This window comes from Pedobacter sp. GQ55, from assembly GCF_059758925.1.
Window position 1 is genome coordinate 1,015,340 of the sequence record NZ_JCAXEI010000001.1, and the last position, 21,340, is coordinate 1,036,679.

Genomic DNA, 21,340 nt, shown 5'->3' on the forward strand with positions numbered 1-21,340 from the left:
GGAGAATATGATAAATAAAGTCCATCACATTGCAATAATATGTAGTGACTATGAAGTTTCGAAAGCATTTTATACTGATGTTTTAGGACTTACAATAATTAGAGAAGTATATAGAGCAGAAAGGCTGTCGTACAAGCTAGATCTTGCATTGAATGGAATTTACATTATAGAACTTTTCTCTTTCCCCGATCCGGTTAAACGTCCATCAAGGCCAGAAGCCGCAGGATTAAGACATCTTGCTTTTGAAGTTGATGATCTGGATAAGGTAGTAGGCGTGCTTAGTCGTAAAGGTGTGGAAGCTGAACCGATTCGTGTAGACGAGTTTACCGGTAAGCGTTTTACTTTTATTTCTGATCCCGACCAGCTCCCAATTGAATTTTATGAAAAATAGTATTTTTTTTGCCTCCTATACAATAAATCGAATATTTAGTCGTCTATGTATATGAGAGCGTTAATTTAGATAGCGGGGATACGGCGGATTGCTGTATCCCCGTTTCTTTGTGCAATAATTTTCTTCTGATCTGGAATACATTTTTGCTGTTAAACAGCAAAGCCAGGTCATCCAACCTGGCTGCTTTTTAAACAAAACTTAGATCTAACCAAACATCTAATGATTCAGACAATGTAGAAATTGAACTGGACGTCAAGGGCGGATTCGAACCGCCGTCAAAGGTTTTGCAGACCCTCACCTAACCACTCGGCCACATGACTATGGGACAAATATGAATAAAGTCTAGTAAAATTGTAGACTTTATTTATATTTTTTTTTTCAAACTTTATTTTTTTATCATTTTGCCTACCCAAAACGGAATAAACCATACCATATTGGAAGACTCTTTTTGTCAGGTAAAAGGCAAGCGATAGGCTTTAAGAGGCTTTATTTAGCTGAAAAGGGCATTTCTTGCATTTAAACTCCATATGGGCACCTCATTTGATAAAGCCGTTCATTAATCTTTTAAAAAAATGGAAAATCAAATGATATTTGTTCGTATCGCTACTGTCGCTGATATAAAACATGTTGATGAAATAGTTAAAGAAACTGAATCTTCGGCAATTGCCAGAGGATCAGGAATCGCAAAGCGCAGTCCCGAATCTATTGGGCAAAAGATAAAAGAAGGAAAAGCAGTTATTGCAGTAACCGGGGGTGGTGAATGGGTTGGTTTCTCTTATTTTGAAGTTTGGGAAAACAACTCTTTTGTTTCTAACTCCGGTTTAATTGTTGCCCCCAAATTCAGAAATGCAGGAGTAGCAAAGGCAATTAAGGATAGGATATTTAAAATTTCAAGAAGAATATATCCGGAGGCCAGGATATTTAGCATTACCTCTGGAGCGGCTATTATGAAAATGAATTCTCAATTGGGTTTTGAACCGGTAACATTCGACCAAATTACACATGATGAACATTTTTGGGAAGGTTGTGAAAGCTGCATTAACTACAATATTCTTGAGGGTAAAAAAAGATGCAATTGCTTATGTACTGCTATGCTATTTGACCCTTATAAACAAAATTTTAATGTCCATGCGTTAACATCAGCCAGCCAGAAGTGCGAAATAACTCTTGATTGTATTGCTTGCCCAAAATTAAGCCTCGCAGCCGGCGCAGAAGGAACTAATGTTATTTGCAGTGCTTTAACAGATATTTTATGGTTTTCTGAATATACATTCCCAATTGAATCTAACCTTCCAGATCCAGTTAAAATGACTGTTACAAATGTAAATATGGATGGTGGACAAAATTGCAACTCAAAAGAGTGCCGCTTCACCGTGGAAATTGTTTATGATCATAATTATACGGAAAAGGAGATTCTAAATACAATTAGAAACCATACAAGGTGTAGATTTACGGTAAGACAGGATGTTTTTAACGTTTCTATTATAGATGATACCGTCTACGAGCAGCAACTTGTCTTGAATAATTGCTAATATTGTTGAAATTATCAGCGATGCAAAACACCGTTTTAATAATAGACGACGAGAAAAAGATCTGTAGCCTGCTGGCACGCATCATTGAACTGGAAGGCTTTAAGGTTTTTCAGGCAAATACAGGGAAAGAGGGCCTGAAAATTCTGGCTGCTCAGGATGTATATGTAGTAATTAGTGATGTAAAACTTCCTGATATTAATGGTGTTGAGCTGGTAAAAGAGATCAAGAAAATAAAGCCTTATACCGAGGTGATCAACCTGACTGCTTTTGGGACAATACAAGATGGTGTAATGGCGATGCGCAACGGCGCTTTTGATTACATCACTAAAGGGGATGATAATGATAAAATCATCCCTCTTGTTTATAAAGCATTAGATAAAGCCAAACTCCAGTTTAGGATTAGTGAACTGGAAAATAAAGTAGCCAGAAAGTATGATTTTAATGGCATATTAGGGCAGTCTAAGGCGATTAAGGAAGCAATAGCGTTATCAGAAAAGGTTGCCGGTACAGATACAACTGTGCTTTTACTTGGTGAAACAGGTACAGGAAAAGAGGTATTTGCACAAGCAATACATTATGAAAGTTTAAGGAAAATGAAGCCTTTCGTTGCCGTAAACTGTAGCGGATTTAATCATGAACTTTTAGAGAGTGAATTGTTTGGCCATAAAGAAGGTGCATTTACAGGAGCCATAAGAGATAAAAAGGGTTTGCTGGAAGAAGCCAACGAGGGAACATTATTTCTGGATGAAATTGGTGAGATGAATCTGGATCTGCAAGCAAAGTTACTTCGGGTATTGGAAAATCAAACCTTTATAAAGGTAGGAGATACTCAAACCAGTAAAGTAAATGTTCGTATTATTGCTGCCACCAACAGAGACTTAAAAACGGCAGCAGAAAGTGGGAAGTTCAGATTAGATCTTTATTACCGACTTTCAGTATTTTCGATAGAACTTCCACCTTTATCTCAACGAAAATCAGATATTTTACTAATCGCCAAACATTATTTAAAAGAGTTTGCGAATAAAGTAAACAAGCAGGAACTTGTAATGGGGGATGATTTTGCTGAGCTGCTCCTTAAGCACAATTGGAAAGGGAATATCCGAGAGCTAAAAAACGTAATTGAGCGTGTGGTTATTCTTGCAGATGGGAACTCAGTTACTGCTAATCTGTTACCTTATGAGTTTCACGTTTTGGAACAACAGGTAGGGGAGACAGATCCCATGAAAATGGAGCTTGTTGAGAAACAGCATATTATTAAAGTATTAAAATATACAAGAGGTAACAAAACCGAAACTGCCCGCTTGTTAGGCATTGGACTTACCACGCTATATCGCAAAATTGAAGAACTAAAAATAACTGTTCAGCTTTAAAGCTATAGCCTTTCATAATGATAAAAAACCCTTCCAAAATGGAAGGGTTTTTTATTTTCATTCCATTCTCTTTTTGTTGTTTTATATTTTATTTATTGATAATCAGTGAGTTGTAGTTTTTTGTTCCTGCTTTGGTACGTAGCTTGGCTATTGGTTTCTAAAATATACTAAAATGTTAACAATACTACTCTTTCTAGCCCTGCTGATACTCTGCTGGGTGGTTTACAAATCAATCGACTGGTTCGAAAAAATCTAAAAATTATGATCGTATTATTTCTAATCGCAATCGCCGTATTCATCTATATGATATATGTGCTAATCAAACCTGAAAAATTTTAATTAAAAGCTATGAACACTGAATTACTTGGAATTATTGCTACTTACCTGCTTACACTGGTAATAGCTGTTCCTTTAGGCAAATACCTGGCTAAGGTATTTGCCGGCGAAAAAGTCTGGACAGACTTTTTAAAACCTGTTGAAAACGGAATTTATAAACTTTCCGGAATCAACACCAAGGAAGAAATGAATTGGAAACAACACATGAAAGCTTTACTTACTATTAATCTGGTATGGCTTATCTATGGTTTTTTTGTATTGATGTATCAGGATAAACTACCGTTGAATCCTGACGGAAACCCAGGAATGTCTCCTGATCTTTCTTTTAATACCATCATAAGCTTTGTGGTTAACTGTAATTTGCAGCATTATTCAGGAGAAAGCGGAGTGACATACCTAACACAGCATTTTGTGTTGATGTTTCTTCAGTTTGTGAGTGCCGCTACTGGTATTGCTGCGGCTGTTGTGTTCTTTAAAGCATTCAGAGATAAAACAGCGAGTAAACTAGGTAACTTCTGGGAGTACTTTGTAAAATCAATTACACGTCTTTTACTTCCTTTATCTCTCGTAATGGCAATTGTACTTGCCTTTAATGGTAGTCCCTCAAGTTACGAGCCTAAAGATCAGTTTGTTTCTGTCCAAGGAGATACTGTGAATGTTTCCAGGGGCCCTGCTGCTGCCTTTATTGCCATCAAGCATTTGGGTACTAATGGGGGTGGATGGTTTGGTGCAAACTCTACGCATCCATTGGAAAATCCGAACTACTTAACAAATATGGTTGAACTGATTGCACAGGTGATCATCCCAATTGCTATGGTTATTGCCTTCGGTTATTTCATCCGCCGCAAAAAAATGGCCTGGATGATATTTGGTGTAATGACTATTGGTATGCTGATGCTGCTTATTCCATCCATTAATTCTGAATTGGGAGGGAGCCCTGCTCTTGCAAAAATGGGAATCTCTCAGGCCACAGGTGCAATGGAAGGTAAAGAAGTTAGGTTCGGACCTACTGCTTCTGCGTACTGGAGTACCGTAACTACAATTATTTCAACAGGATCAGTAAATAGTATGCATGACAGTTCTATGCCATTAACGGGTACCTGGCAGTTGTTGGGAATGATGATTAACTCCTTTTACGGAGGTTGTGGTGTAGGTATGTTGAACTATTTTATTTACCTGATTATAGCAGTGTTTATTTCCGGGTTGATGGTTGGCCGTACACCCGAATTTCTAGGGCATAAGGTAGAAGCACGGGAAATTAAGATAGCTGCGCTGGTAACGCTTTTAAGTCCATTCCTCATTTTGGCTGGTACAGCAATAGCTAGTTACCTATTTACAAATCATGGCGATGTAGCATGGGCAGTGCAACCTAAAAACTGGTTGAACAATCCAGGGTTCCATGGTTTTTCTGAAATGTTATATGAAATGACTTCCTCAAATGCCAATAACGGTTCTGGCTTTGAGGGTTTAGGCGATAATAATGTATTCTGGAATGTGGCTACAGGGTTTGTTTTATTGCTAGGTCGCTTCTTGCCAATAATTGGCCCTATTGCAATTGCAGGTTTACTTGGTGCTAAGAAATATATACCAGAATCTGCAGGTACGTTAAAAACCGACACCTTAACATTTAGCCTGATGACCTTTGCCGTGATCCTGGTGTTAAATGCCCTTTCTTATTTCCCTGCTTTGGCCTTAGGTCCTCTTGCAGAATATTTTACATTAATAAAGTAGAAATGAAAACTCAGAATAATAAATTATTTGAACCCGCTTTAGTACAAACAGCATTAAAACAATCCTTTATCAAGCTTGATCCCAGAGTGATGGTTCGTAACCCGGTTATGTTTACTGTCGAAATAGGTACGCTGATTATGGCTTATGTTACAGTATACTCTATGAGTCATACAGATCAGGGCTCTCCTCTATATAATTTCTGTATTTTCTTCATCTTACTACTCACAGTGCTTTTTGCCAATTTTGCAGAAGCGATTGCAGAAGCCAGAGGAAAAGCACAGGCCGATAGTTTAAGAAAAACAAGAGAAGAAACGCCTGCTAAAGTATTAAGCAATGGCAAAATTGAAATGCGTTCATCTAATCAACTTAAAAAAGGTGATGTTTTTGTATGCGAAACGGGTGATATCATTCCAACAGATGGAGAGATCATTGAGGGGATTGCAACAATAGATGAATCTGCGATTACCGGAGAATCTGCTCCTGTGATTCGTGAATCTGGTGGTGATAAATCATCTGTTACAGGCGGTACCAAAGTATTGTCTGACCAAATTAAGGTGCAGGTAAGCACTCAGCCAGGCGAGAGCTTTTTAGATAAAATGATCGCTTTGGTAGAAGGTGCATCCCGTCAGAAAACACCTAATGAGATTGCCCTGACGATATTGCTGGCCAGCTTTACATTGGTGTTTATTATCGTTTGTGTGACCTTAAAACCCTTTGCTGATTATGCAAACACACCGATAACCATAGCTGCGTTAATCTCATTGTTTGTGTGTTTAATACCAACAACAATTGGCGGCTTATTGTCTGCCATTGGTATTGCAGGGATGGACAGGGCCTTAAGGGCCAACGTGATTACAAAATCTGGTAAAGCTGTCGAGACTGCTGGTGATATTGACGTATTACTGCTTGACAAAACTGGAACCATTACTATTGGAAATCGTAAGGCAACTAACTTTTACCCCACAGCGGGAATTGTAATTAAAAACTTTACAGATGCCTGCGTGTTAAGCTCGCTTGCTGATGAAACCCCAGAAGGCAAATCAATTATTGAGCTTGCGGCGGCTCAGGAAAATAAAGTACTTAAAGTTGCACCTGAGGACGCTAAGTTTATCAAATTTACAGCAGAAACCAGGTCAAGTGGGATAGATACTGCAGATGGAAGAAGGATTCGTAAAGGCGCTTTTGATTCCATTAGAAATATTGTTTTAGCGGCAGGGAATCCATTTCCTTTGGATATTGAAGAACAGGTTAAAACTATTGCTAATAATGGCGGTACGCCTTTAGTTGTTTCGGAAAATGAAAAAGCTTTAGGAGTAATAGAGTTGCAGGATATCATAAAACCTGGTATCAGCGAACGTTTTGAACGCCTGCGAAAAATGGGGGTTAAAACAGTAATGGTTACCGGTGACAATCCGCTTACAGCTAGGTTTATCGCTGAAAAAGCAGGGGTAGATGATTTTATTGCCGAGGCTAAGCCTGAGGATAAAATGAATTACATTAAAGAGGAACAAGCCCAGGGTAAATTGGTAGCAATGATGGGCGATGGCACCAATGATGCACCTGCATTAGCGCAGGCAGATGTTGGTGTGGCAATGAACAGTGGAACTCAGGCTGCTAAAGAGGCTGGAAATATGGTGGATTTGGATAACGATCCAACTAAGCTTATAGAGATTGTTGAAATCGGCAAGCAGCTGTTAATTACCAGGGGTACTTTAACTACTTTCTCAATCGCCAATGATGTTGCCAAGTACTTCGCCATCGTGCCGGCTTTATTTGTCGCCTCCATTCCTGCATTGCAAAGTTTAAATGTAATGGGATTACATAGTCCGGAAAGCGCTATTTTATCTGCGGTAATTTTCAATGCTATCATTATTCCTTTCCTTATTCCACTTGCTTTAAGAGGGGTTGCCTATAAGCCCATCGGTGCGAGTGCCCTGTTACTTAGGAACCTTTTTATTTATGGAATAGGCGGTGTTATTGCGCCCTTTATCGGCATCAAATTAATTGATGTTGTAGTAGGATTATTTGTTTAAAATAGAAATCATGAAAAAATATATTATACAATCTATACGCCTTACTGTAGTACTAATGGTACTGCTTTGCGTAATCTATCCACTTATTGTAGCGTTTGCCGGTGGTTTTTCAAAAGGCAATGGGGGTGGAGAGAAAATAACCAAAAATGGTAAAGTGGTAGGGTATGCTGCACTGGGCCAATCTTTTACTAAACCCGAATATTTCTGGGGCAGACCATCGGCTGTTGGTTATAATGCTGCAGGTTCTGGTGGTTCAAATAAGGGGCCTTCAAATCAGGATTATTTAAAGGACGTGTCTAATAGGGTTGATACATTATTGAAATATCATCCTTATTTGAAAAGAGCGGATATCCCCGCAGATATGGTTACTGCATCGGGTAGCGGGCTCGATCCGAATATCTCAGAGCAGGGTGCCATAATCCAGATCAAAAGAATAGCGGGATACCGTAAACTGGATGAAAGAATAGTAGCAGAATTGGTAGTGAAAAATACTCAGGGACCTTTAATGGGCATGTTTGGGCCATCGTCAGTAAATGTATTGAAACTCAATATTGCATTGGACGAATTAAAAAAATAGAAGTGCTCAGCCGATCATCGTCCTGAAATAAATTATCAATGACGGATTGTTTAAAGCTATCGTCATCTAGAGGATCGAGAGATGACGATAGCATAACAAACAACAACAATTAAAAAACAATAAATAAACAAATGAAAAGAATAATATTATTAGCCGGAGCCCTATCAACAGGATTATTTGCTAACGGTCAAGAAACGTCAAAAATTAAGGTGAGTGGTTATTTAGAAACCTATTATGGGTTCGACTTTAATAAACCAGCTGATAACAACAGACCTGGATTTATATATTCACATAATCGCCATAACGAAGTGAATTTGAACCTCGGTTTCATTAAAGGAAGTTATGATAATGGCGGTATTCGCGCTAATGTTGCAGTAATGGCAGGTACTTATACCAATGCAAATCTGGCTGCTGAACCCGGTGTTTTAAAGAACATTTATGAAGCGAACGCAGGGGTGAAACTCTCCAAAACGGCTAATTTATGGCTTGATGCAGGAGTGTTTTCATCGCACATTGGATTTGAGAGTGCAATTTCGAAAGACTGTTGGGTGTTAACAAGAAACATATCTTCAGAAAATACCCCTTACTATGAGTCGGGCGCTAAAATTACTTACGGAACAAATGATGGGAAGTTTACTGCTGCACTTTTGTATTTGAATGGCTGGCAACGCATTACCAGGCAAGAAGGAAATAGTCAGCCTGCAGGAGGGGTACAGCTAACCTGGAAACCGACTGATAAAATAACGGTAAATTATAGCAATTATCTGGGTGCCGAAGGAGTAGATTCAGTAAGAGTAACCCGGTTTTATAACAATGTTTATGGTATTTTCCAGTTAACAGCGCAATTGGGTTTAACACTTGGCCTGGATTATGGCACTCAACAAAAAACCAAAGGGGATAGTGGGAAAAAAGAAGTTTTATCGCCTGTTGCTATAGCTCAATATAAAATAAATAGCACCTGGGCATTGGCCGGAAGGTTTGAATATTATCAGGATAAAAGCGGTATTTTTATATCTACAGATACACCCAATGGTTTTAAAACAAAAGGTTATTCCCTTAATGTAGATTATGCTCCAATTGCTAATGCAGTAATCAGACTTGAAGGTAAATTATATCAAAGTAAGGATGAAATATTTGTACGTGAACAATTGCCTGTAAATAATAATGCAGCGGTAACTGCAAGTATTGCGGTATCATTTTAATTGATTGGAATCTAACTAAGCTGAATTATGGAAGATGAAAATAAAGCGGGTTCTGTAAGGAAGTTTCTCGATTTGGTAAAGAAATCCAGAAGAGGGAAATTTAAAGTTTACATAGGTATGAGTGCGGGTGTTGGAAAAACATATAGGATGCTTCAGGAAGCTCATGCACTTTTAAAAAATGGAATAGACATACAGATTGGCTATATAGAAACGCATAACAGAGCAGAAACTCATGTGCTTTTGTATGGCTTACCATTAATTCAGCGAAGAAAGATCTTTTACCGTGGCAAGGAACTTGAAGAAATGGATGTGCAGGCCATTATAAATATCCACCCTGAAGTGGTTATTGTTGATGAGCTTGCACATACAAATGTTGAAGGGAGTAAAAATACAAAGAGATGGCAGGATGTTTCTGATATTTTGGATGCGGGGATAAGTGTGATCTCTGCTGTAAATATTCAGCATCTGGAAAGCATGAATGGCGAGATTGAGAAAATTACAGGTATTCCTATAAACGAGCGAATCCCTGATAAAATACTTGAATCGGCTGATGAAATTGTAAATATTGACCTCACTGCAGATGAATTGATTGACCGGTTGAAAGCTGGTAAAATTTACGACAAAAGTAAAATTCAAAGTGCGTTGGGTAATTTTTTTCAATCTGAAAGAATCTTACAACTAAGAGAATTGGCTTTGAAGGAAGTGGCCCATCATTTAGAACGGAAAATAAGCATCGAAATACCCTCACAAATTAAGTTGAGACCAGAACGGTTTATGGCTTGTATATCTACAAATAATCATACGGCCAAAATTGTTATCCGCAAAACTGCCAGACTAGCCTCTTATTATCGGTCGCCCTGGATTGTACTCTACGTACAGAGTAGCAAGGAAAGCGGGGATAGGATTAAACTTGATTTACAACGTCATCTGATTAATAATTTTAAATTGGCGACAGAGCTTGGCGCCGAAGTAATAAAAATAAAAAGTGATCACATTACAAAAACCATTATTGATATCTCTAGAGAGAAGGAAATTACAACAATCTGTATCGGTAAACCACATTTAAATTTATTTCAGATTATTATGAGAACCGCTATTTTTAACCAACTTTTACGGAATATTTCTGCAACCGAAACAGATCTGGTAATTCTATCTTGAAAGACTTGAAAAAATAAATTTGTATTCCAATGAAAATAAAAACCAAATTACGCCTCGGATTCGGATTCCTATTCGTGGTGGTTCTCTTCTTCGGTGCAATTTCTTTGTTCTACATGAACAAGATTTCAGTTAGCTCTAAGGTTATTTTAAAAGATAATTATGAAACATTAAGCTTTACACGTAAAATGCGGGCGATACTTGATGTAAATGACTTGCCGCTGCCGGCAACTGTATCCAACCAATTTGCAGCCTTACTTGTACTCGAAGGTGAAAATATAACGGAGCCTGGTGAAGGTGCTGCGGTGGCCAATTTAAACACGGCTTATCAGGGTATTATTAAACCAGAAGCTACAATTGAGCACCGGCAAGCTGCCGTAAGTAAGGCCAGACTTGAATTAAGTGCTATTGATCAATTGAACATGAATGCAATAGTCAGAAAAAATGCCGCGGCACAGGCAGCGGTAGAAAGGGCGAGCATGTATCTGATCTTTGCTGCATCAATGTGCTTTCTTATTTTATTCTCTTTTATTGTGAATTTTCCGGGTTTTGTTGCAAACCCATTACGCGAATTTTCTGAAGCAATTAAAGAGATAAGTAAAAAGAACTACAAACAGCGTTTGGAATTTGATGGCTCTGATGAGTTTGCTGAACTGGCGGTTTCTTTTAATGCCATGGCAACTGAACTTAATAAATGGGAAAGTAGTAATCTGGCCAAGGTTCAGTCTGAAAAACTTAGAATTGAGGCTATTATTGAGCAAATGCAGGATGCTATTATAGGGTTAAATGAGAAAAATGATGTGCTGTTTATGAATAAAGTAGCAGCACAGCTGATAGGCATAAATGAGAAAGAAGTTATAGGGCTAAATGCCCTGGATCTGAGAAAAAAAAATGACCTGTTGAACAGGGTTTTGCAAAATGACGGCGGTGATAAATTAATGAAAATCTATGCTGATGAGAAGGAGTCGTATTTTCAGCTTGAACGTAGAAAAATTATAGTGCCAAGCTATGATGAGAACAGCGAACAGGCTACTGTGCAAACAGGTAAGGAAGCAGGGGAGGTATATATCCTTAAAAACATTACCCAATTTAAAGAATTGGATGAGGCTAAAACCAATTTTATTGCAACTGTTTCTCATGAATTAAAAACGCCAATATCATCCATAAAAATGAGCTTAAAATTAATGGATGATGAACGGGTAGGAAGCATGAATCCAGAGCAAAAAGAACTGGTACAGCACATTAAAGAAGATTGCAGCCGTTTGTTAAAAATTACCAGTGAGTTGTTGGACCTTGCTCAGGTAGAGACCGGTAATCTGCAATTGAATTTTGTAAAAACAGATCCAAGAAAAATAGCAATTTATGCTATGGATGCCGTTAGATTTCAGGCAGAACAAAGATCAATAGAACTGGAGTTGATCAGCAGAAATAACCTCCCACATGTGAGTGTAGACATCGAAAAGACGGCATGGGTGTTAATCAACTTTTTATCCAATGCCTTAAGGTACAGTTCCGAAAAATCAAAAGTAGTAATTCAGGTTATTGAAACAGGAAAAAATATTGAATTCTCAGTGCGGGATTTTGGAAAAGGCATTGATGAACAATACCAAAAGAGACTGTTTGATAGATATTTTCAGGTGCCAACTGATGGAAATAATAAATCTGGCTCTGGTTTAGGACTGGCTATATCTAGAGACTTTATCACTGCAGAAAGTGGTTTAATATGGGTTGAAAGTGCCATTGGAGAGGGAAGCAGGTTTTGTTTCTCGTTACCCATTGTTGACTAACAGATACTTATATCCAGGTAAATTTCAAGTGAATTGCTTTAGGATTTGGATGGTATGGTTTAATTCATACATTTGGATTAATCAAATATAGACCCTATGCCTAAACATTTACCCGACCTAAATAGTCTGATAAGTCATATTGCTTTGTATAATAATGAGAACGCATACGAGAAGCTTTTCAAATCTTTGTTTCCTTCTTTATATCGTTTTTGTTTTTGTTTATTAAAGTCAAGAGAACTTGCAGAAGAAGTGGCTAGTGATGTTATGATTACCCTTTGGCGGAACAGAGAAAAACTATCGGAGGTAAGGAATATAAAAGTTTATGCCTTTGTAATTGCCCGTAATTTATCCCTAAATGTGCTTAACAAACATTCAAAGCAAGAATGGGTCTCTCTTGATGATATTGAATTCGAAATTATTCTTGACAACCTGAATCCGGAGCAAATATTGATTAATGATGAATTGAAAAAAAAGCTCGAGGTTGCAACCGAAAAACTTCCTTCTCAGTGCAAGTTGGTATTTAAGTTGATAAAAGAAGACGGGTTAAGTTATAAAGAAACGGCATCTATTTTAAATATCTCTCCTAAAACAGTAGATGCTCATCTGGTAACAGCAATTAAAAAAATGAGCACTGTTTTAAAAGCCGAATTTAACCTTATGTAAAAAAACTTTTATTTTTTTTTACGAAAGACTAGGGAGTTTTCTAAAAAGGTTTGTCCTATACATACAAACCAATATAAACTTACCCTGATTATCTGTATGTATAAAAACAGAATTATAGAACTGTTAGCTCGTAAATTAGCCGGTGAAGCCACAAAAAGCGAACTGGAAGAGCTGAATGACCTCATAAAAGGGTATCCAGATTCCGTTTATTACGAAGAATTTTTAGAACAACTCTGGTTGAGCTCAGAAGGACAAACCGATTTGCCCGATGTAGATCAGGCGTATCTGTTACACAGGCTTAAATTTCGTGATGAGTTTGGGCATAAGGAGGAAACACGAAAAATAACTGGCTTCAAAAAATATAAAAATCTTATTGGCATTGCTGCAATATTACTTGTTATTGTTTCTGCCGCTCTTCTTTACTACAATAGGGCTGATAAATTTTCTCCCGATACTCAGATTGTTGCGGGAAAAGGTATCCGAAAAAAAATTAAACTGCCCGATGGTACAATAGTTTGGCTTAATTCTGATAGTAAGCTTTCGTACGAGAGCAATATTAATCAAAAGAAGAAACGTATTGTTTATCTGATAGGTGAGGCTTTTTTTGATGTAGCTCATCATAAATCTCATCCCTTTATTGTACGTACTGATAAAATTTGCATAAAAGTTCTAGGAACTGCATTTAACATAAAGGCTTATCCCATTGATAAAAAAGCGGAGGCAACGTTGATTCGCGGTTCTATTGAACTTTCAGTAAACGACAGATCGGAACAAAAAATCCTTTTAAGTCCGTCAGAAAAATTTGCATTGGTAGAAAATAAAAAAATTATTCACGTTAAGTCTAATGCCTCGCCGGATGTGCCAAAGGACATAACCCTAACGATACAACATGTGGTGCCTGTGCGAATAGGCAATAACGAATATATCGAAGAAACTTCATGGCGTGATAGTCAGCTTGTGTTTCAGAATGAATCATTAGAAGATCTGAAATCAAAACTGGAACGTTGGTTCAATGTGCAAATCAACTTTGAAACCGAGCAAGCAAAATCTTATCGCTTTACAGGTGTATTTAAAAATGAAACAATCGAAGAGACCCTGAAAGCAATGCAATTAATCAAACCATTTAACTTTAAACTTAAAGAACATGACGTGATCATTTACTAACAAAAAAGGGAGTTAAATGCGGCTAACATTTCTCTCCCCCTAAACCTTCATGAGTAGCTAAATGCTACTATTACAGATTTTTAACTTTGAAATTCACAAATCTATGAAAAAAAAAGAACTGTGCAATAAAGTTCTATGTGCCAACTTTCTCAACAAAAAACTAATAATGATGCTAAACTGGATCTTTGTTTCATCGTTTGTCTTATGTTTGCAGGTATCAGCCTCAACCTTCTCCCAAGGTACAAAAGTTGATTTAGAGCTGCACAGAGTCAAATTAAAGGAAGCACTGAATGTGCTTGAGAAGAAAGGAAATATACGCTTTTTATATAGCGAGGATGACCTTTCGGGTAGTAAAGATGTTACACTGGTAAAGAGTCAGATATTTGTTTCTGATGCCCTGATGCTACTTTTGAAAAACACTAATCTGGAGTTCCAGGAATTGGAAGATAATCTGGTAGTGATAAGACTAAGAAATGCTTCAGCGGCGGATATTTTGGTGAAAGGTCTGGTTACAGATGCCAATGGAGCCGGCATCCCCGGAGTAAGTGTTAAATTAAAAGAAGGCACAGCGGGCTCAACTACTGATGCAACAGGTAAGTACAGCATCAGGGTGCCTGACAATGGTACGTTGGTATTCTCTTATATGGGGTATCAGACTCAGGAAATTCCGGTTAATAAACAGGGAACGATCAATGTAAAGCTGGTAGAAAGTGCACAGGCACTATCTGAAATTGTGGTTGTTGGTTATGGAACACAGAAAAAAGCTGTCGTTTCCGGAGCTGTAACTTCAGTTAAAGGAGCAGAGCTTGCAAAAACACCAACGGTAAACCTTTCTAACTCATTGGCCGGTCGTTTGCCGGGTGTAACTGCCGTTCAGGCAAGTGGTGAGCCGGGTTATGACGGATCAACCATCCGCATCCGTGGGGTTAATTCCTTAGGAAATAACAATGCCCTAATCGTTATCGATGGAGTGCCTAACAGGGCAGGCGGTTTAGAACGCCTAAATCCAAATGATGTAGAAAGCGTATCGGTACTAAAAGATGCTTCTGCAGCAATTTATGGTTCGAGGGCGGCAAATGGTGTAATCCTTATAACCACTAAACAAGGTAAATCTGGAAAACCACAATTATCTTATGATTATGGCTATGGCTTGCAACAGCCAACCAGAACACCTAAAATGTCAAATTCATCCCAATATGCTGAAATATTGAATGAATTAAACATATTCGGCGCCGACTTGCCTCAGGATCAATGGAGTGCGGCCTGGAAAGGATTCAAAGAAACCGGTTCTTATACGCGCACTGATAATGGAAATACCATTAGTGCGGCTTATCGTCCTGATGAGATGCAGAAGCTACGTGATGGTTCAGATCCATTGAGATACCCTAATACCGATTGGTTTAATACCACACTTAAAAACTGGTCTCCACAACAAAAACACAACTTACAAATTAATGGGGGAGCAGAAAACATCAAATACCTTATCTCACTAGGATATCTGGATCAGGATGGCTATTATAAAAAATCCGCAACCGGATATCAGCAGTACGATCTGAGGATTAACCTCGAAGCGAACATTAACAAATATGTAACTGCAACATTAGGTGTAACCGGTAGAGAGGAAGTTCGTAATTTCCCTACTGTAAATGCATCGGATGTTTTCAGGATGTTGATGCGCGGAAAACCGACAGAAATAGAGGTTTGGCCAAATGGTTTACCAGGGCCTGATATTGAGTATGGATATAACCCATATGTGACAACTACAGACCTTACAGGTTATAACAGAGATCGCAGAGATTACTTACAAACCACCGGTAAAGTAGAAATCAGAATTCCATGGGTTGATGGTTTAAAAGTAACAGGAACTGCTTCTATTGATAAATTTGCAGGCAGACAAAAAAGATGGCAAACGCCTTGGACGCTTTATTATTGGGACAAAAAATCTTTTGAAGCAGATGGTGTAACGCCTGTGCTTACTGGTTCCGTACGTTCTGAACGTACAGATCCTAGTTTAACTGAAACCGCTGGAGCGCAATTGGCAACAAACTTAATGGGAATGATCAATTATGATAAAAAAATAGGCGATCATACTATTGGTTTAATGGCTGGCGTAACCAGAGAAAAGGTTGACAATGATGGCTTTTCTGCCTTTAGAAGGTACTTTATTTCTACTGCTTTGCAGGAACTGTTAGCAGGTAGCGATAAAGAACAGTCGATCAGTAATCCAGGTGACCCAAATAATTTATATAAAAGAGCTCGTTTGAGTTATTTTGGTAGGGTGGGTTACAATTACAAGGAAAAATATCTTGCCGAATTCTTATGGAGAGCCGATGGTTCTTACATCTTTCCGGAAGACAAACGTTTTGGTTTCTTCCCTGGCTTTTCATTGGGTTGGAGAGTATCTGAAGAGCCTTTCTTTAAAGATAACGTGAGATTTGTTAATAATTTGAAAATCAGAGCTTCATGGGGTCAGATGGGGGCAGAGGCATACTTCGGTGATGCACTGGCCGAATATCAATACCTGAGCACCATGGGCTTTGGAAGTTATGTGATCAATGATCAGTTAAGCCAAACTTTAGTTGAAAACCGAGTTCCTAATTTAGATTTCGGTTGGGAAGTAGCAAACAACTCCAATGTAGGTCTGGACGCTTCATTCTTAGATAATAAACTAAGCTTTGAATTTGATGCGTTTTATAACAAGCGTACAAAAATTCTTATTGCAAGAGGTAACTCTATCCCTGGTAGTTCAGGTATTACTGATAAACTACCTCCTGTGAATCTTGGAAAAGTAAACAATAAAGGTTTCGAATTTAAGTTGAGCTATAACGACAATGTAGGCGAACTTAACTACGGTGTAAGTGTTAACGGAGGATATTCTAAAAACAAGATTATATTCTGGGATGAAACACCTGGCGCGCCAGCGTGGCAGCGTTCAACTGGAATGCCAACTGGAACCGAACTTGTGTATCAATATGCTGGGGTTTTTAAAGATCAGGCAGAAATTGACGCAAATGAAATCGACTATAGTGCATTTACTGGCAATTTGCTGCCGGGTGACATGAAGTTCCAGGACATAAATGGTGACGGTAAAATCAATGGTGATGATCAAATCAGAATGGATAAAACCAACACACCTACCTTTACCGGGGGCTTTAACTTGAATCTGGCTTATAAAGGATTCGATCTTTCTGCCTTAGTTCAGGGGGCTTCAGGAGGTTTACAGATTGTAGGATTAACTGAATCTGGTGATATTGGTAACTTCCTTGAATGGTCATACAAAAACCGTTGGAGCATCGAAAATCCGAGTAGTGAATTTCCTAGGTTATCTAACCGTGGTAAAACCTATTATACCGATTTTAATAATGCAGCACGTAATACCTATTGGATGCGTAGCAACAATTATATAAGGTTGAAAAATGTTGAGCTGGGCTATACGTTTGCTCCGGAATTGGTAAAACGAATCGGATTAACAGCGCTTAGGGTATATGTAAATGGGCTAAATCTTGTAACTCTGGATAAAATTAAAATTTGGGATCCTGAATCAACAAACTCTAGTGCTCAATATTATCCACAGGCAAGGGTTATCAATACAGGAATTAAAGCCACTTTTTAAGTTCAAAGAATTAAAATATTTTATATGAAACCTATAAATAGAAATACATACATATTTTCCATCGCTCTTATAACGCTGTTCGGATCGGGTTGTAAAAAGGATTTTCTTGCAGTAGATCCGCCAACAGCAATTAATGCTGATCTGGTGTGGAAAGACCCTGCATTGGTGCAAGCTTTTGTTACCGAGATATACAATGGGTTAAATGTGGGGGGATTTGATGAGCAGATGTTGTCGTCAGTTTCAGACGAGTCACTTTTTACGCATCCCAATAGAGGAATCGATCTGGTTAATGCCAGTACCATTAATCCAACAACATTAGGTTGGGTTCATGCAACCTGGGGCTATGATCAGATGTATAATCGTATCCGTGCCTGTAATATCACTGTAGAAAAGTTAACTGGTGCCGATAATGCAATTACTGACGAAGCTGTAAAATCGAAGTTGTTGGGGCAGGCTTATTTTTTAAGGGCCTATTTTTACCAGCAGCTGTTACGGTACTATGGTGCTGTGCCACTTATTACAAAAAGCTATGGACTTAATGATGATTATAAAGTAAAAAGAGCCACTTATGAAGAGTGCGTAAACTTCATTGTCAAAGATTGTGATGAATCTTTTAATCTCTTAAAAGATCATACAATGATTAAAGGGCAAACTAGTTCTTTGGCTGCTTTAGCATTGAAATCACGTGTTTTGTTATATGCAGCAAGTGATCTTCATGATGTTCCTACTTTAAAGGCAAAATCTATACTTATTTCAGGTTATGCTAACCTGGAATTATTAGGGTATGATGGAGGCGATCGCAATGCACGCTGGAGAGCTGCTCAAAATGCAGCAAAAGCAGTTATGGATGCCAAAATGGGTTACAAGTTAGACCTTACAGCAAAGGTTTCCGCAGAAGAGGGGCGTAATAATTATAAAAGCATAGCTATGGGCGGTGGTAGTAAAGCACCTGGCATAGATGTCGCTGCTGCCTCTGAATTAATTTTTGCGAGATATTTTATAGATCGTAGTGACTTACGCTATGGAAGAGCAAATGGACCAAATGGCTATCATAACTGGGCAGGTAACACGCCAATAGGGTTGCTTGTTGATGATTATGAGATGAGTGATGGAACTAAATTTAGTTGGACCAATACTGCACAGAAATCCGCTCCTTATCAAAATCGTGATCCACGTTTCTATGCAACTGTTTTATATGACGGAGCTGGTTGGAAACCCAGGGATAAAGTTTCCGGCTCAGTAGATCCTGCCAATCAGATACAAACCGGTGAATATGATCTTATTGAAGACGGGAAAAAGATCCGTTTTAAAGGGCTTGATACAAGAGGCGGGTCCATTGAAAACTGGAATGGAAGCTGGACAGGCTATTATACACATAAATTTATAGATCCAGATCCGAATATTGTGGATGCCTCTATGCCGCAATTTGTGCCATGGCCATTCTTCAGATATACTGAGGCGGTAATGAATTATATTGAAGCCAGTATAGAGCTAAGCGATTTTGCTTCGGCTGTATTGTGGTTAAATCGCATTCGTTTCAGAGCAGGAATGCCTGCAATTACCGGTAGCTCAAAGGAAGTTTTAACCGAAATTTATCGTCATGAGCGCAGAATTGAAATGGCATATGAAGAACAACGTTATCATGATGCCCGCAGATGGATGATAGCACCTGCAACTTTGGGTAGAAAAGCAACTTATATTAAAGTTTCAGGCACCTTCAAGGCAGGTCAAACCTTGTCCGGGAAATACCATTATGATACTTCAGTTTATGATTATACATACACACCAACTGTAGAAACCGCACAAGAAAATCGCAAATGGGACGATAAGATTTATTTTAGACCATTTAGCCGTGACGAGATCAACAGAAACAGTGAGTTGAAACAAAATCCAGGTTACTAATAACGCACTCAATATCGTGGGGCTGTTCATCCAGAACAGCCCTTTTTTTTGATCTTATCCGTGATCAGCGCATTACTCTTTGTTAGTAGAATAAAAAAACATATTTTTATCCAGGAATCAAATAATAAAGGAAATTGTAGCATGTTATAACACAATCACTAATTCAATATTGATTGTACTTTTCTATAAAGAATTTTCCGCTTACTTACGACTTCCAGGCTTAGCACATTTTTATACGTTTAAGCCAACTCATCATTTTTATAACATTTAAATTATCAATGGATTCATCGATCAAGACATTTATGAGTAAAATAGAATTTCGGAACGCTCATGAACCGGAATTTTTGCAGGCAGTATATGAAGTAGCAGAATCAATAATACCCTTTAGTGAAAAGAATTCTAAGTATAAAATAAACAAGATTTTAGAAAGAATTGCGGAGCCGGAAAGGGTTATTATTTTTAGAGTGCCTTGGTTGAACGATAAAGGTGAAGTAGAAATTAATCGTGGATTTAGGGTTCAAATGAACAGCGCAATTGGTCCTTATAAAGGAGGTTTGCGCTTTCACCCATCTGTGAACTTAAGTGTACTTAAATTCCTTGCATTTGAGCAGGTATTTAAAAACAGCCTTACCGGTTTGCCTATGGGTGGAGGTAAAGGAGGTTCAGATTTTGACCCTAAAGGGAAATCTGATGCTGAGGTGATGAAATTCTGCCAAAGCTTTATGACTGAATTATATCGCCATGTTGGTGCTGATATTGACGTTCCCGCTGGAGATATTGGTGTAGGGGCAAGAGAAATAGGATTTCTGTTTGGTCAGTATAAGCGTATCAGGGGCGAATTTACAGGGGTTTTAACAGGGAAGGGGTTTGAGTGGGGAGGAAGTCTAATTCGTCCTGAAGCAACTGGCTATGGTGTGGTATACTTCGTTGAAGAGATGCTGAAGCTGAAAGGTAATTCATTAAAAGGAAAAAACGTTGTGATTTCAGGTTCTGGAAACGTTGCTCAATATACAGCCGAGAAATGTATTGAGGTAGGAGCAAAGGTATTGACCCTGTCAGATTCGGAAGGTTTTGTTTATGATCCTGATGGAATAGACACAGAAAAGCTTAAGTACATTATGGAGCTAAAAAACGGCCGCAGAGGAAGAATTAAAGAGTATGCAGATAAATTTAATTGCCAATTTTTTGCTGGCGAGAAACCATGGGGTATAAGATGTGATGTGGCTTTTCCTAATGCTACTCAAAACGAGGTGAATGAGAACGATGCTAAGATTTTGGTAGAAAATGGTTGTTTTTGTGTTGCAGAAGGTGCAAATATGCCATCTACACCAGATGCTATCCATGTGTTCGAAAAAGCTAAGATCTTATACGCTCCTGGTAAAGCTGCCAATGCCGGTGGTGTTGCTGTTTCAGGGCTCGAGATGTCCCAGAACTCACTGCGTTATTCATGGGATCGCGAAAAAATTGATATTAAACTAAAAGTAATTATAGCTCAGATTCATCAGAATTGTGTTAAATATGGCAAAGAGGATGATGGCTATGTTAATTATGGTAAAGGAGCAAATATAGCGGGCTTTGTTAAGGTTGCGGATGCTATGATAGCACAGGGTATTGTATAATACTGTGCATGATTAAACAAAAAAGAGGCCTCTTTACATTTAGTAAAGAGGCCTTGTACTCCCGAAAGTACGAATTTCGGAACATTTCACAGGTGATTTACAATTATTAGTCAATGCGATATTAAAAATCACTGACAGTCAGGGTAAAAGGATTTTTATCACATCGTTTTTTAAACGCTGTACAAGCGATTAGTAGGTATAACTTTAGACAATCAACTAATCGCACTAGCATCCTGAAACGAGGAAGAGATGGAAAGCGAAAGAA

15 protein-coding genes and 1 tRNA gene are annotated in these 21,340 nt (G+C 38.3%); 15 read left to right on the forward strand and 1 reads right to left on the reverse strand.

The window, feature by feature from the left end:
• Nucleotides 1-7: 7 nt before the first annotated feature.
• The gene (gene gloA2, locus AC6CH7_RS04310; RefSeq protein ID WP_498261506.1) at nt 8-391 is read left to right on the forward strand and encodes an SMU1112c/YaeR family gloxylase I-like metalloprotein; all 384 of its coding nucleotides are present in this window, start codon (nt 8-10) and stop codon (nt 389-391) included.
• 246 nt (nt 392-637) lie between these two features.
• Here gloA2 and AC6CH7_RS04315 read toward each other — a convergent pair.
• A tRNA-Cys gene (locus AC6CH7_RS04315) sits at nt 638-711 on the reverse strand.
• 252 nt (nt 712-963) lie between these two features.
• Between AC6CH7_RS04315 and AC6CH7_RS04320 the strand changes: the two genes are divergently transcribed.
• From AC6CH7_RS04320 to gdhA, 14 genes are all read left to right on the forward strand, one after another.
• Nucleotides 964-1,923, forward strand: a complete 960-nt coding sequence (locus tag AC6CH7_RS04320) for a GNAT family N-acetyltransferase (protein ID WP_498261507.1) — start codon at nt 964-966, stop codon at nt 1,921-1,923.
• 20 nt (nt 1,924-1,943) lie between these two features.
• Nucleotides 1,944-3,293, forward strand: coding sequence for a sigma-54-dependent transcriptional regulator (locus AC6CH7_RS04325; protein ID WP_498261508.1), 1,350 nt, complete (start codon nt 1,944-1,946; stop codon nt 3,291-3,293).
• Nucleotides 3,294-3,554: 261 nt separating this feature from the next.
• Nucleotides 3,555-3,632, forward strand: coding sequence for a K(+)-transporting ATPase subunit F (gene kdpF, locus AC6CH7_RS04330; protein ID WP_099441084.1), 78 nt, complete (start codon nt 3,555-3,557; stop codon nt 3,630-3,632).
• Between the two features lie 9 nt (nt 3,633-3,641).
• Nucleotides 3,642-5,360, forward strand: a complete 1,719-nt coding sequence (gene kdpA / locus AC6CH7_RS04335) for a potassium-transporting ATPase subunit KdpA (protein ID WP_498261509.1) — start codon at nt 3,642-3,644, stop codon at nt 5,358-5,360.
• Between the two features lie 2 nt (nt 5,361-5,362).
• Nucleotides 5,363-7,393, forward strand: a complete 2,031-nt coding sequence (gene kdpB / locus AC6CH7_RS04340; protein ID WP_498261510.1) for a potassium-transporting ATPase subunit KdpB — start codon at nt 5,363-5,365, stop codon at nt 7,391-7,393.
• Between the two features lie 10 nt (nt 7,394-7,403).
• Nucleotides 7,404-7,970, forward strand: coding sequence for a K(+)-transporting ATPase subunit C (locus AC6CH7_RS04345; protein WP_498261511.1), 567 nt, complete (start codon nt 7,404-7,406; stop codon nt 7,968-7,970).
• Nucleotides 7,971-8,101: 131 nt separating this feature from the next.
• Nucleotides 8,102-9,172, forward strand: coding sequence for a porin (locus tag AC6CH7_RS04350; RefSeq protein WP_498261512.1), 1,071 nt, complete (start codon nt 8,102-8,104; stop codon nt 9,170-9,172).
• Nucleotides 9,173-9,199: 27 nt separating this feature from the next.
• Nucleotides 9,200-10,330 (forward strand): sensor protein KdpD, encoded by a 1,131-nt coding sequence (locus AC6CH7_RS04355; RefSeq protein WP_498261513.1) that lies wholly within the window; start codon nt 9,200-9,202, stop codon nt 10,328-10,330.
• 29 nt (nt 10,331-10,359) lie between these two features.
• Entirely contained in the window at nt 10,360-12,114 is a 1,755-nt protein-coding gene (locus AC6CH7_RS04360) for an ATP-binding protein (RefSeq protein WP_498261514.1), read from the forward strand.
• A 96-nt stretch (nt 12,115-12,210) separates the two neighbouring features.
• Nucleotides 12,211-12,777 (forward strand): RNA polymerase sigma factor, encoded by a 567-nt coding sequence (locus tag AC6CH7_RS04365; protein WP_498261515.1) that lies wholly within the window; start codon nt 12,211-12,213, stop codon nt 12,775-12,777.
• A gap of 96 nt (nt 12,778-12,873) precedes the next feature.
• Nucleotides 12,874-13,941 (forward strand): FecR family protein, encoded by a 1,068-nt coding sequence (locus tag AC6CH7_RS04370; protein WP_498261516.1) that lies wholly within the window; start codon nt 12,874-12,876, stop codon nt 13,939-13,941.
• Between the two features lie 103 nt (nt 13,942-14,044).
• Entirely contained in the window at nt 14,045-17,554 is a 3,510-nt protein-coding gene (locus AC6CH7_RS04375; RefSeq protein WP_498261517.1) for a SusC/RagA family TonB-linked outer membrane protein, read from the forward strand.
• 24 nt (nt 17,555-17,578) lie between these two features.
• Nucleotides 17,579-19,456 carry a RagB/SusD family nutrient uptake outer membrane protein gene (locus tag AC6CH7_RS04380; protein ID WP_498261518.1) on the forward strand — a complete coding sequence of 626 codons (1,878 nt, stop codon included), beginning with the start codon at nt 17,579-17,581 and terminating at the stop codon, nt 19,454-19,456.
• Between the two features lie 278 nt (nt 19,457-19,734).
• Complete coding sequence (gdhA, locus tag AC6CH7_RS04385) at nt 19,735-21,075, forward strand: NADP-specific glutamate dehydrogenase (RefSeq protein ID WP_498261519.1); 1,341 nt, start codon at nt 19,735-19,737, stop codon at nt 21,073-21,075.
• Nucleotides 21,076-21,340 lie beyond the last annotated feature (265 nt).

Bases quoted from the DNA above. Each gene is read 5' to 3' on its own strand.
- gloA2 (WP_498261506.1), top strand. From the start codon at position 8: ATGATAAATAAAGTCCATCACATTGCAATAATATGTAGTGACTATGAA.
- AC6CH7_RS04320 (WP_498261507.1), top strand. From the start codon at position 964: ATGGAAAATCAAATGATATTTGTTCGTATCGCTACTGTCGCTGATATA.
- AC6CH7_RS04325 (WP_498261508.1), top strand. From the start codon at position 1,944: ATGCAAAACACCGTTTTAATAATAGACGACGAGAAAAAGATCTGTAGC.
- kdpF (WP_099441084.1), top strand. From the start codon at position 3,555: ATGATCGTATTATTTCTAATCGCAATCGCCGTATTCATCTATATGATA.
- kdpA (WP_498261509.1), top strand. From the start codon at position 3,642: ATGAACACTGAATTACTTGGAATTATTGCTACTTACCTGCTTACACTG.
- kdpB (WP_498261510.1), top strand. From the start codon at position 5,363: ATGAAAACTCAGAATAATAAATTATTTGAACCCGCTTTAGTACAAACA.
- AC6CH7_RS04345 (WP_498261511.1), top strand. From the start codon at position 7,404: ATGAAAAAATATATTATACAATCTATACGCCTTACTGTAGTACTAATG.
- AC6CH7_RS04350 (WP_498261512.1), top strand. From the start codon at position 8,102: ATGAAAAGAATAATATTATTAGCCGGAGCCCTATCAACAGGATTATTT.
- AC6CH7_RS04355 (WP_498261513.1), top strand. From the start codon at position 9,200: ATGGAAGATGAAAATAAAGCGGGTTCTGTAAGGAAGTTTCTCGATTTG.
- AC6CH7_RS04360 (WP_498261514.1), top strand. From the start codon at position 10,360: ATGAAAATAAAAACCAAATTACGCCTCGGATTCGGATTCCTATTCGTG.
- AC6CH7_RS04365 (WP_498261515.1), top strand. From the start codon at position 12,211: ATGCCTAAACATTTACCCGACCTAAATAGTCTGATAAGTCATATTGCT.
- AC6CH7_RS04370 (WP_498261516.1), top strand. From the start codon at position 12,874: ATGTATAAAAACAGAATTATAGAACTGTTAGCTCGTAAATTAGCCGGT.
- AC6CH7_RS04375 (WP_498261517.1), top strand. From the start codon at position 14,045: ATGAAAAAAAAAGAACTGTGCAATAAAGTTCTATGTGCCAACTTTCTC.
- AC6CH7_RS04380 (WP_498261518.1), top strand. From the start codon at position 17,579: ATGAAACCTATAAATAGAAATACATACATATTTTCCATCGCTCTTATA.
- gdhA (WP_498261519.1), top strand. From the start codon at position 19,735: ATGGATTCATCGATCAAGACATTTATGAGTAAAATAGAATTTCGGAAC.